Source organism: Deltaproteobacteria bacterium (genome assembly GCA_020845775.1).
In the GTDB taxonomy this organism is placed as follows: domain Bacteria; phylum Bdellovibrionota_C; class UBA2361; order SZUA-149; family JADLFC01; genus JADLFC01.
On record JADLFC010000050.1, the window covers coordinates 1 to 12,033 of the forward strand.

A 12,033-nucleotide genomic window follows, 5' to 3' on the forward strand; every position below is an offset into this window, starting at 1 on the left:
TAACAAATTTATCACTACGTTTTGCATAGAGCTACCTATCGCTGGTTCTACTAGCAAACGAGAAGACTGAGAGTAAAAGAGCTTTTTTTCTAATAATTTCGAGATAATTACACCACTACTGGGCTACGCGCCCACCAAAAAAAGCCCGCGGTCGTTCCTAGCACGTCAACGTTTTTCTAGCAGCAATAAGCCCCCACTACTCTAAAGTAAATTGCCAAATAAGCCGAAAACACTTCTAAGCAATACACCTGCGGTTAACAGGACTACTTTTGGGGCACATATAGGCATCACATGAAATCATTACGAAGCAGTCTATTCTCGTTCTTATGCTTAACTGCAATTGCATTACTCCCTGCTAATCTACTCGCTGGCCCACCACCTGGACCTTATACATGTAACAAGGACTATATTCCACCACCCGATGGCTGTGGCACCACGTTTAACGGCTTTTCAAATTACACGATCGATTGGAAGCTGATAACTAATCAAGACGACTACCTGAGCTGTAGCTATGGTACGGCCCCAAATTATTACTCAAACTGGCTAACTTCTAATGCGAACATCTACACAAGCTCGACACAACAGTGGGAGTGCATCACTTTGATGACACCGATCAATAAAAATAACGTCACTTCTGATAGCGCTATAGTGATAGCGCAGAATGGTCCAACCCCGCCAGCTTGCGATCTTTCTGCCCAAACATTTCCAGTTCTCGTAAACTCTTGCGGAGAACACCCCACAATCGTTGGAAAGTGCACCACCGCTGGTAGTAGGTTCTCTTTAAAATTAAACAATGGCACGGATGATGTCGTTATGGAGAAGCGGTTTTGCTGCAGAAAGGTAGGTCAGCCTGGCTGCGAAAATATGCCCGAAGGTTTATGTCCACAGATCAGGTGCAATATGGGATGCACTTCCGTTGGAGAACACAAATTCACAATCTTTAATCGCGATTTAGCTGATACAAACGCTGCAATCCACAAATATAATCCACAAATATTGTTTTTCCCCTACAAAAAGAATGGCAAGCAGTATCTATACAACACCAAGCCGGTGGGCATTGACAGTCAGCAAACCTCTGGAGACATAAAAGCGTACGATGCTACAAAAAACAAATACACTTGCCGCATCAAGGGCGAATATGTAAACACAGCCACCTATCATGGCGGACCAGACACTTGGGGCAACTATCAGGAGCCGAGACTTGAGCTGACTTACTATTCGCGCAATAATACCGTCTCATGCAAAAGCAATGTAGCGGGTGTGGAATTCGTAGCGGGCGGCGGGCAATACAAGACTACTTGCAACAATGGCACTTCAATCTGTTACGACTGGAATTACAGAACTCAGCCACTTGCTGTACTATGGGCAAACAAGGGCTGTGACAAAGCGAGCTACGACGTTACTTGCTCGTTCTCTCAAAATAATCTGCCCGCCCCAGCAGGTGGCGACTGTGACGGTGTCAACGCCTGTGGAATCAAGCCGGATCGAGTTCCTTTGAGTAATGTATACGATGCTGCAACCGGTGGGTTTTACCGAATGAGGTGGGATCCGCATTTTGAGGTTAATGCCAATGATTCGGGCTGGCATCAGGCGACTATTTGTTGCTGCGGAACCGATAATACGGATTGTTGCGTTCCAACTGAGAGGCCAGTAATTGTGGAGTAGTGTTTGCAAGAGGTAGTTAGTTCGATGATTGCACGCATTGACAAGCAAAACTCTCAAAGGGGAGTAGCCCTGTTGGAGCTAACTCTCTTCTTTGGAGTCTTACTGGCATTTGGCGCCGGCACGATGACACTAGGCCACAACCTCGCTGAAATCACATCGCTATCAATTGCAAGCCGGCATGGAGCTAGAACCGCCGCCGCTTACGCAGCCGACATCGGCTCTACTGCCTGCACGGCGGCAGCGAGCAGCGCTACATCCTGCCCATATGATCCAGGCGATACTCCAACGGTAACGCAGACGGCAGTTCAACTAGCCTGTGACTACCTGACTAAGTCAAACGCCATAGTTGACGGCTGGGGTTTTACTGCCTCAGTAGTTACAGACGTAGAGGATGAGGTGCAAATCTACTACATTCAGGTATCGGCAAGCCGGGCGGGGGATGCAAAATGCAAATACTGCTGGGAAAACTTGCTAGCTACTCTCGCTCTAAACACTCGAAGCATATATGCAATGGAAGTGCCATGTTGACAAATAAATACAACCTAAATTCAAACATGCAAGTCCGCAAAGTCTCGAAAAATGAGTCAGGCACCTTAATGTTAGAAATCACTCTATCGCTAGGCTTTATTTTCATACTAGTGGGAGGAGTAGCTGACATATCGCTATTTCTCTACGAGCGGAGCTTGCATAACTATGCGATGTCAACTGTCGCGCGAATGGCAGCGGCAGAACTCTCCAAACCACAAGGAACAAACGATTGCGACGAAATAACCGCATCGCTAAAAGCCGCGGCTGAAACAAGTCTAACCTCCAGTTTTCCGGAATTTGCCGATGCTACCATAACTGTTAGCCTTGGTGAATCTGACAACATCGGCGAGTGGATTGTAAATGTCAATTCATCGAAACCAACAAATTGCGGGCTTTGCAAGTTCCTCTCTGACACTTCTCGGATTACAAATACCTCAACTGAACTAGTGGTTGAGAACAGAGATTTTAATTGCACGGGCAGTAACGGTATTTAGGCTTAGCAGGAGATGCGCGCAGTGTGTTTTAATAGAACAAGTAACGAAAATGGCGCTACACTAGTGGTTATGGTTTTAGGAGTAATTCCCATAATGGCAATTATTGCTACGCTAGTAGTTGAAATGGGACGGGCCGAACTAGCATATACCACCCTCCAAACAACTGCAGATGCGGTGGCCTTGGCGTCAACTTCGCGCCTGGATGGAACCATGTCGGGTTGGTTAGCGGCAAAGAGAGCAGCTATCAACACTTTAAGAAAAAGCATGATATTTGGCTCCGACGGCCTGGCAGCGAGCCCGGGTTACTTTGAGGATACAGAAATAGTAAGCGATCAAGATTCCCTCGAAAGTGGCTCCTCAAAATACCAAAGCACAACGTACCAAATGGGAAATGTGCACGTAGTAATAGAAAGAGGTTTTTATGGCAATATAGATACAAACGCCACTGAACACACTGGCAATTGCGGCACGGATAAGCCTATGTGGGTAGCGTCTAATCCACTTACCAAGGTTTATAAATTTGTAAAACTAGAAGCTACATGCGACTTCGCAACTCGCGTAATCCCTAATGAGCTTAGGCAAAATCGCAACTGCAATGAGATTGTGCCCGGCACAGTTGACCCACCCCTCGGTTGCAATATCGCATGGATTGCAAATGCTACGCGCGTGCAGCTAACGGTTAATCCATATCCAACGTTTCTATTGGGGCTAATACCAGGAGGCGGGGGATTTTTTAATGCAGTGAGTAGACAAAGCATAGCAGCTCTAAACACATTTCCACCAAAAATATTTACACTTGGCGGTCCTTAGAAGCTAGTCTATTAGCGCCCCCAAATATCCTTAAGCCTTTTATCGCGACCGCAATTTAGGCGGTAGAATTTATAGCGGATGGGGTTTTTCTTGTAGTAATCCTGATGGTTGTCTTCTGCTGGATAGAATTTTTCTAGTGGCACTACTTCTGTAACTACTTGCGATAGCTTTTTAGCGACTTTTTCCTTGGACTTTAATGCAATCTCCTCTTGCTCCTTGCCATTAAAGAAAATAGCCGTCCTGTATTGCGAGCCTACGTCGCAAAACTGCCGATTCCTAACCGTCGGATCAATACTTCGCCAAAACACTTGCAGTAGCTCCTCATAGCTTACTACTCTGGAATCAAATGTTACCTCTACCGCTTCCGCATGACCCGTAATTCCACTTGAAACTTCTTCGTACGTGGGATTTTTTACATTTCCACCGCTATAACCAGAAACGACCGATATTACACCAGTTAGCTTCTCGAAATCCGCCTCCATGCACCAAAAGCATCCACCGGCAAATACAGCGGTCTGAAATGACTCGCTGCGGGCACTTTTTGCATCTTCCTGCCCAGGCAGAGATTGAAATAGCGATAAAAACTCGCCATAACCTTCCTTCTCCATCTCGCTAAGTGGAATAAAGCGCAAAGCTGCCGAATTAATGCAATAGCGTTGAAAAGTTGGCGCTGGCCCATCGGGAAAAACATGCCCCAAATGAGAATTTGCCTTTTTAGAGCGAACCTCAATGCGCTCTTGTCCAAATAAGCTCCGGTCAGATTTCTCCATAATATTTTCACGCACAAGCGGAACAGTAAAAGAGGGCCAACCGGTTTTTGAATCGTATTTATCTAAGGAGCTAAAAAGCGGCTCGCCAGAGACTATGTCCACATAAATGCCTGGCTCCTTGTTATCCCAATACAAATTGTCAAACGGCGGCTCCGTCTTTTCTTCCTGCGTAACCTTAAACTGCAAAGGCGTTAGGCGTTTTTTTATGTCTTCCATATCTTTCTTTGTAAGAGGCTTTCTAATACTAAGCCCCTCCCCTAAAATATCCTCAGCCAAAACAATGCCACAAACCAAAAAACCGTAACCAAGCAGGGCTAATGCAAAAATACAAGGCCAAAAAGTATACTTTTTCAAGTAATTGCACCTATAGAAACGAGCAGTGATGTAACGTTAAAGTAAAAGATTAGCATAACTATTATTAATGAAACAGTGGGTTTACTAAAGGTTTTAACAATCTCTAATATGAGCAAGGAAAAAACAGAGGTAAAAGCCGAAGATCTCATGAAGAAGATCGAGGTAGATGCTTCTACTGACATTGCCCATGTCGAAATCGACAGTTTGCGCATTCGCCTTGCTCGCCCATTAGAACTCGATTTTAACTGGGTCGGCAATAGTGGCGTCCTAGATCAACTGCTAGCCTCTTGGCATTGCTCTGGAGGCGACTCGACTCCAATGAATCCACGCCTAATCGGTAAACCTGGGGTTGGTAAAACTGCCTTGGCTTACAGCGTAGGAAAGATGCTAAATCAGCCGGTCTTTTTCTTCCAGGCTACATCGGACACACAACCAAATGACGTGCTCATTAGCACTGTAATAGTTGAGACGGGAAAAGAAACTTCGACAGTTCACTACATAGCGAGCTCCTTGGTAACCGCTATGATCGTAGGCGGTGTAATCGTATTTGACGAAGGTAACCGCATGCAGGAAAAGGCCTGGGCGGCTCTTGCGCCCCTTTTAGATTCTCGGCGCTACATAGAATCTGTTACAGCCGGAGTAGTTATACGAGCTCATCCCAAATTCCGCTTTGTCTCCACCATGAACGACGATGCGAGCTGTTTTGATTTGCCGGAATACATAAAATCGCGCCTTCAGCCCCAAATCCTCCTAGATTTTCCTGACAGAAGTGAAGAGCGAAAAATTCTGGAGCAAAACTTACCACATGCTAACCCCGTAGTGCTCGACTACGTAGCTGACTTTCTCGAATTGGCCCACAAGGAAAGCGATAGGTTTACAGTTCGCGAAGGCATTCATATTGCAAATTATGCTAGTAAAATGATCGATTACCATAGCCAAAACGGCAAAAAAATAGACCCTGGCAAAGCCGTGGTCCTTGCCGTCGAACAAGTATTGGGAGTGCGTCAGACCCGCTATATCAAGCGCGTCCTTTGGGGCGAACAAGAAGCCGCCTAAGCGTCCTGGGTGGACGCTTAGGGATCGGCAAAAAGGGGGCGTTATGCCTAGTGTTTACGCCTACTTACCCAACCTAAACAACTGACGCCTTAAGCTATCTGCAAAAATTAACGATACCCCTTAAGTATGATTAGTTTCCCTTTCAATGGGAAAGCTATAGCTGGAAAATTATTCAATGCTAGAAACGCGTTACATAATTTGGTTTCTTCTTCCGCTCTTCCTATTTATATTTGCCTTGTGGGCCACGGCAAAAAGAATGAAAAAGCCAAAAGAGCGAGAGGATCTAAAGGAGCTGTTTAACCAATGCTTCTTTTGCACTGTGACGCTAGGGGTTTCGGTTCTTATAGATAAGACACTTGTAGAAAGCTTAATTGAAACCTACAGCTTTGCATACGAACAACTAGAACTGCTGCGGTGGCTAGCATATCCTATTCTGCTACTGCTGCTAGCACATGCAAGCAAAATAATAAGTCCTAAAGAAGAAGAAATAAAAATTGGCGAACGGCGACCGCCACCAAAGCGCATAAAAAGTTAACTTTCTACGGTGCGCCGACACATCTGCCTTTCTTCTTAGCTTCAACATACACACCTAGCAAATCTCTATGCTCGGTATCGTCTTGTGGCAACAGCGGCTGTTTGGAGCGATGAATATCCCTTTGCAATTTTATCAAGGCATCTATAATCGTTTCCGGCCTGGGCGGGCAGCCAGGAATATACATGTCTACTGGCACTAGTTTGTCTACCCCAGCCACAGTAGCATAATTATCGTAAAAACCACCCGAAGCTGCACAGGCTCCAAAAGCAATAACCCATTTAGGCTCCGTCATCTGTTCATACACGCGCACTAATACGGGGGCTTGTTTGTGAGTAATTGTTCCAACTACCCAAAGCAAATCAGCTTGCCTAGGCGTAAAACGAGGAAGCGCCGCTCCAAAGCGATCAGTGTCGTAATGCGAGCAACTAACAGCCATAAACTCCATGCCACAACAAGCCGTTACAAATGGATAAGGAAAAAGTGAATATTTGCGGCACCAGCCAATTGCTGCATCCAAAGTAGTAGTTATAAAAGGCTCGTCAGGACTAAACATAAAAAGCTATTTCTTAATTATTTTACTTATCACTCTAGCAAACGCACACTAGCACAACACAAACAAAATGCCTATCAATATCACTTCCGTGCAAGTCAGCCATTTATACCATTTACAAAAAGGATTTTTGTAAATGGTATAAACAGCAAGTGCGGAAGCACTTGCCAATAAACAACAAATACCGTTTCCAAAAAGTAAAATATTTAACTTACTTTTTGGAAACGGTATAGTCACAAAATTTAAAAAGCTCCATAGCATTCTTGCTAGTAACCCTAGCAATCTCCTCGATAGGTAACTCCCTTAATTCCGCAATTTTTTTTGCCACTTCATAGACGTGCATTGGTTCACTGTCCTTACCTCTAAATGGTTCTGGAGCCATAAAAGGCGTATCAGTTTCTAGCATTATCTGCTCTAAAGGAATCTGCTTAACTACCGTTCGCAGCTTATCTGCTTTCTTAAAAGTAATACTTCCGGGAAAGGAAACTTTAAAGTTTATATCTCTTAACCTTTCTGCAAAATCCGCATCTCCCGCAAAGCAGTGCACTACACCTCCCACCTCCCAGGCTTTCTCCCTCTCCATAATTGCAAACGTCTCTTCTAAGGCATCGCGAGTATGAATAATTAAAGGCTTCTTGTATTCACGAGCAAGGACAATGCTACTTACAAAGAGCTCTACCTGGCTTTCCTTAGGAGCCCAATCGCGAAAAAAATCCAAACCAGTTTCCCCAATAGCTACGACCCGCTTGTCCGCAGCGAGACGGCTTAAATGTGAAACATTCGCAACACTAGCAGCCCCGTGGGGATGAACCCCAACACTGGCCCAAATGTTTGAATACTTATTCGCCAAAGAAACCGCTAGACCTGGAGAATCATCTCCCATGCCAGCACCAACGCAAAGCATTTTCTTAACATTGCGACTCTCGGCATTGATTAACACTTGAGAAAGTCTTTCCGCATCGAACGAAGTCAAGTGACAATGTGTATCGATTAATTCCAACACGGCTCCAAGATTATAAGGACTGATCTCTTGTAACTAACCAATAGAACTCCCTGGCGAAACCGCTTCATCTATTTCGAGCAAATGAAGCTTTCCCATAGCGTCCGACGTAGCTAGCAACATGCCGTAACTTTCTAAGCCCATTATTTTTCGTGGGTTAAGATTTGCAACCACGGCAACTTTTCGCCCTATTAGCTCCTCAGCTTGATATGACTTTCCAATACCGGCAATAACTTGTCGTGGCCCAGATAGTTCGCCTAAATCTACAGACAATTTTAGCAACTTGTCCGATTTTATAACGCGCTCGGCTTCTAATATCTGTCCAACTCTTAAACTAACTTTCGAAAAATCATCATATGAAACGAAATTGCTAGTTTCGCTCGGACTCGCCGCCGTGTTGACAGTGGATTGTTCCAACTTAAACTCCTCCTTTGAATGGCTCTTAACCTTTGCCTCATCTTCTAATCGAGGAAAAAGAATCTCTGCCTCGTTCACAAAAGTTTTTGACCGCAACCTACCCCACTCGCTTACAGCTCGCCAATCCTGCTCAGCTTTAATCTCTTCTCCCCTAAAACCCAATAAATTTAGGATTTTCACAGAAGTGTCTGGCATGAAGGCTGTCAATAAACCAGCTATTACTCTAATCGTTTCTAACTGCACATAGAGAACGTTATCGAGCCTTATTTTAGAGGAAACATCTCCTTGCCCTTTAGCCAAAATCCAGGGTTTAGTCCGATCGATATATACATTCACGGCGTCAATTAAAACCCATATATGCTCTAACGCCCTATGTATCTCCATGGCCTGCACAGCTTCCTTAACTCGACCAATGCAAGCGAGTGCGTGATCTTTTAGTTCAAGATCCATTGGGTCTTCGAGTTTAGATTCGGGCACTTCGCCCTTTCTGTAGCGATGAACCATCGCTAAGCTGCGGCTAACTAAGTTTCCCAAGTTGTTTGCCAAATCCGCATTGTATCTAGTCTCTAGCGACGGCATGCTAAAAGTACCGTCAAGGCCAAACACCATTTCGCGAAAAACGTAATAGCGAAAGACATCCATGCCATGCCTTTCCTTTATGGCGAGAGGATCTACGACGTTACCCAAGCTCTTAGACATCTTTCCGGTAGGCGTAACCCAATAGCCGTGAACATTGAGATGTCGATAAAGTGGAATGTCCGCAGCCATTAGCATTGTCGGCCAAAACACGCCATGCGGCTTAACTATGTCTTTAGCCGTAATATGCTCAGACACCGGCCAAAATTTCCTGAAATTATCTCCATCCGGATAATCAACACCAGATAAATAATTTATCAACGCGTCAAACCAAACATAGGTCACGTAATTGGAATCAAACGGCAATTCTATTCCCCAGGTAAGGCGCGACTTAGGTCGAGAAATACATAAATCCTCTAGCGGCTCCCTAAGTAGCGCGAGGACCTCATTCATGTATCTAGTTGGGCGAATAAAATCGGGGGCAACTTTTGTAATGTGTTCTATAAGCGATTCCTGATATTTAGACATGCGAAAAAAATAATTCTTTTCGCTAACATATTTTGGTTCAACTTGATGGTCTGGACATTTTCCATCAACTAGCTCCTTATCCGTCAAAAATCGTTCGCATCCCACGCAATACAAGCCGCCATAATCGCCAAAGTAAATATCTCCCTTCTCATAAATGCGCGACAATATCATCTGCACAACTCGCTTGTGCTCAGGCTCAGTAGTGCGGATAAACCGTGAATATTCTAAGCCCAATTCCTTCCAGGTGCTTTTAAATAAATCGCTCACCTCGTTTGTAAAATCCAAGGGAGTCTTGTTCGCCGCTAAGGCAGCTTGATAAACTTTATCTCCGTGCTCATCAGTGCCAGTTAGGAAAAAAGCCTCCTTGCCCAAAAACCTGTTAAAACGAGTCAAACTATCGGCCAAAGTAGTCGAATACGTATTGCCCAAGTGCGGATGGCCATTCGCATAATAAATCGGAGTCGTCACGTAATACCTCTCCTGACTACCGCTACAATCGCACTTATTTTTCACAATTATCAGCTCCCGTGAATCTCTAATCCTTTTTGCAAATGCTATAACTGACGCAACAGTAGATTGCTAAGTTGAAGTTCTAAATTCGCATTGCGCTCTCTTACTAACTGCTCCGCACATAAAACTTGCATTCCAAAATCCGCCCAAAGCGCCACATCTCGCCTTTCGACACATGCCTTCTGCAACTCATACCTAGCAAATGTCCTAATGGCCGGCCACAGAATAACTTGTTTATCGGCATCCTGCGCTAAAGTAGTTGCTATCGAAACAGCACTTTCGTGCCTTGCGGCAATCTGCAACAGTTGCCTATGAAGCGAAGCACATTCTACATCAATACTTGCCAAATGTTTTTTTAAGCCATTGCTATCCAAAATAGACAAACTCCGAGAATCGACAAAATCGCCTACGCATAATGGCGCAAGCGTGCCATCGCATATTCTAGTCAATCTCTCAACCATGCTCTCTTCCTCTGACTGCGCATTCAGCAACTTGCGTATAACCTGCCTAAGATCTTCCTGTCGCAAGTAAGAAAAATGAACAACCTGACACCTAGATACTATTGTGCGCGGCAACCTATGCGCGGCTTCGGAAACTAGAATTATATAAGTATTGGGTGGCGGTTCCTCCAATAACATTAAGAGAGCATTGCTGCCTGCAATAGACATGCGATGCGCATCGTTAATCAGTGCAAACTTACACCCTGGATAGTATGGCTGAAGATAAAGCTCTTTTGTAAGAGCCCTAACCTGGCCAACGGAAATGTCCTTTTTCCCATCTTCAACGATAATGTTACAAAAGTCTGGATGCGTTCCATTCCTAACTAACTTTTCGCAATTTGCCTCAATATCGATGGCTGGTTTTAAACGCTTTTTTATGCTCAACATGCACTGCACAACAAAGGCCCGCGCTATGAGCTGTTTGCCGACCGCAGGAGGCCCACTAAACAGTAGCGCATGTGGCAGGCGGTCTCGGGACGCCATGTGCTGCAACAACTGTAATGTCGAACTGTGCCCTATAATATTGTCCATGACCTTTAAACGCTAAAGCCCGCACCTCTCTCTAACTAGAGCAAGTGCCTCGCTGACCAGCACCTGCGGTGACTTGGAAGCGTCAAGAGTTACGAAAATATCTTTAAACTCGCTTGCTAAATTTAAAAACCCTCTACGCACCGCCCTGTGAAACTCCATATCGCAATTTTCAAAGCGATCTGCCTCCGACACCTCGGATCGGCTATATTTCTTGACTTCTTCTAGCCTTTTACTAACGCGGCGAATAGCAATTTCCGGCTCAAGGTCTAGTAATAAAACCAAATCCGGAAGCAAGCCGCTGCTCGCAATGCTATTTAGAAATTCGAGCTTTCTTAGGTCTATTCCCCGGCCATAGCCCTGATAAGCAATCGTAGAAAAAACATATCGATCGCAAAGAACCAGCGCTCCATCATTTATCGCAGGCCGAATTACTTCACCCACATGCTGCGCCCTATCGGCTGCAAAAAGCAAAAGCTCGGCCATTTTATCTATTTTTCTTTGCGGGTCTAGCAGCAAGTCTCGCAGCACTTTTCCCAAAGACGTAGCGCCTGGCTCTCTGGTAGTTAGAACTTTTACACCCATAGCTAGAAAGGACTTGCTTAACTCGACTATTAGAGTCGACTTGCCAACACCTTCTCCACCTTCGAGAACAACAAAACCCGACATATTCTATAACTACCTACACATCTTTAGACGCCAAAAGAGCTTCGCGCTACCTCCCTAAAGGAAGAGACTTATGCCATAGAGAAGCTGCTCACTAGTAAACGGCTTTGGAATATAATAATCGGCTCCATGCTGATAACCACTAATGATATCATCTCCCTGGCTCTTAGCCGTTAACATTATCACTGGAATATTTTGGGTTTCTGGCTTTTGCTTCATGCTCACTAACACATCGTAGCCATTAACTTCCGGCATCATCACATCCAAAAGAACAAGAGCGGGCTTATTTGCCTTCTCCAACACCTCCAGCGCCTCCCTTCCACCTGCACAACCCTTGACGACATAGCCCTTATTGGTGAGTATCATTTCAACTAACGCACGCGCATCATCATCATCTTCAACTATCAGTATAAAATTAGACATAATAACGACTGCACCTATGGGAAATCATTTCTATCGGAGTATAAACTCTAACAAACTAGGAGTCCTGAGCCTTAAAACATACTCACATTATCAATAAAGAATCGAAAGAATCAATGCCTTTAA

Annotated in this window: 13 protein-coding genes; 6 read left to right on the forward strand and 7 right to left on the reverse strand. The window is 44.7% G+C overall.

Going from position 1 to position 12,033, the window contains the following annotated elements; translation table 11 throughout:
* Positions 1-291: 291 nt before the first annotated feature.
* From IT291_03395 to IT291_03410, 4 genes are read left to right on the forward strand one after another with little or no spacing between them, the layout of a single operon-like run.
* Positions 292-1,665, forward strand: coding sequence for a hypothetical protein (locus tag IT291_03395; protein MCC6220268.1), 1,374 nt, complete (start codon positions 292-294; stop codon positions 1,663-1,665).
* Between the two features lie 24 nt (positions 1,666-1,689).
* Positions 1,690-2,193 (forward strand): hypothetical protein, encoded by a 504-nt coding sequence (locus IT291_03400; GenBank protein ID MCC6220269.1) that lies wholly within the window; start codon positions 1,690-1,692, stop codon positions 2,191-2,193.
* Entirely contained in the window at positions 2,187-2,687 is a 501-nt protein-coding gene (locus tag IT291_03405; protein MCC6220270.1) for a hypothetical protein, read from the forward strand. Before IT291_03400 ends, IT291_03405 begins: the two co-directional genes overlap by 7 nt.
* A gap of 21 nt (positions 2,688-2,708) precedes the next feature.
* The gene (locus IT291_03410; protein MCC6220271.1) at positions 2,709-3,497 is read left to right on the forward strand and encodes a Tad domain-containing protein; all 789 of its coding nucleotides are present in this window, start codon (positions 2,709-2,711) and stop codon (positions 3,495-3,497) included.
* Between the two features lie 11 nt (positions 3,498-3,508).
* Here IT291_03410 and IT291_03415 read toward each other — a convergent pair whose 3' ends face one another.
* Positions 3,509-4,483 carry a bifunctional methionine sulfoxide reductase B/A protein gene (locus IT291_03415; protein MCC6220272.1) on the reverse strand — a complete coding sequence of 325 codons (975 nt, stop codon included), beginning with the start codon at positions 4,481-4,483 and terminating at the stop codon, positions 3,509-3,511.
* Positions 4,484-4,768: 285 nt separating this feature from the next.
* Between IT291_03415 and IT291_03420 the strand changes: the two genes are divergently transcribed.
* Positions 4,769-5,677, forward strand: coding sequence for an AAA family ATPase (locus IT291_03420; GenBank protein MCC6220273.1), 909 nt, complete (start codon positions 4,769-4,771; stop codon positions 5,675-5,677).
* A gap of 256 nt (positions 5,678-5,933) precedes the next feature.
* Complete coding sequence (locus tag IT291_03425; protein ID MCC6220274.1) at positions 5,934-6,212, forward strand: hypothetical protein; 279 nt, start codon at positions 5,934-5,936, stop codon at positions 6,210-6,212.
* 4 nt (positions 6,213-6,216) lie between these two features.
* Here IT291_03425 and nuoB read toward each other — a convergent pair whose 3' ends face one another.
* From nuoB to IT291_03455, 6 genes are all read right to left on the reverse strand, one after another.
* Positions 6,217-6,765 (reverse strand): NADH-quinone oxidoreductase subunit NuoB, encoded by a 549-nt coding sequence (gene nuoB / locus IT291_03430; GenBank protein MCC6220275.1) that lies wholly within the window; start codon positions 6,763-6,765, stop codon positions 6,217-6,219.
* A gap of 208 nt (positions 6,766-6,973) precedes the next feature.
* A complete protein-coding gene (locus IT291_03435) occupies positions 6,974-7,765 on the reverse strand; it encodes a TatD family hydrolase (protein ID MCC6220276.1) in 792 nt (263 codons plus the stop codon).
* Between the two features lie 33 nt (positions 7,766-7,798).
* The gene (gene metG / locus IT291_03440; GenBank protein ID MCC6220277.1) at positions 7,799-9,796 is read right to left on the reverse strand and encodes a methionine--tRNA ligase; all 1,998 of its coding nucleotides are present in this window, start codon (positions 9,794-9,796) and stop codon (positions 7,799-7,801) included.
* 41 nt (positions 9,797-9,837) lie between these two features.
* Positions 9,838-10,824: a hypothetical protein gene (locus IT291_03445; protein ID MCC6220278.1), complete on the reverse strand. Its 987-nt coding sequence runs from the start codon at positions 10,822-10,824 to the stop codon at positions 9,838-9,840.
* A gap of 12 nt (positions 10,825-10,836) precedes the next feature.
* A complete protein-coding gene (gene tmk, locus IT291_03450) occupies positions 10,837-11,490 on the reverse strand; it encodes a dTMP kinase (protein ID MCC6220279.1) in 654 nt (217 codons plus the stop codon).
* A gap of 54 nt (positions 11,491-11,544) precedes the next feature.
* Complete coding sequence (locus IT291_03455) at positions 11,545-11,910, reverse strand: response regulator (GenBank protein ID MCC6220280.1); 366 nt, start codon at positions 11,908-11,910, stop codon at positions 11,545-11,547.
* Positions 11,911-12,033 lie beyond the last annotated feature (123 nt).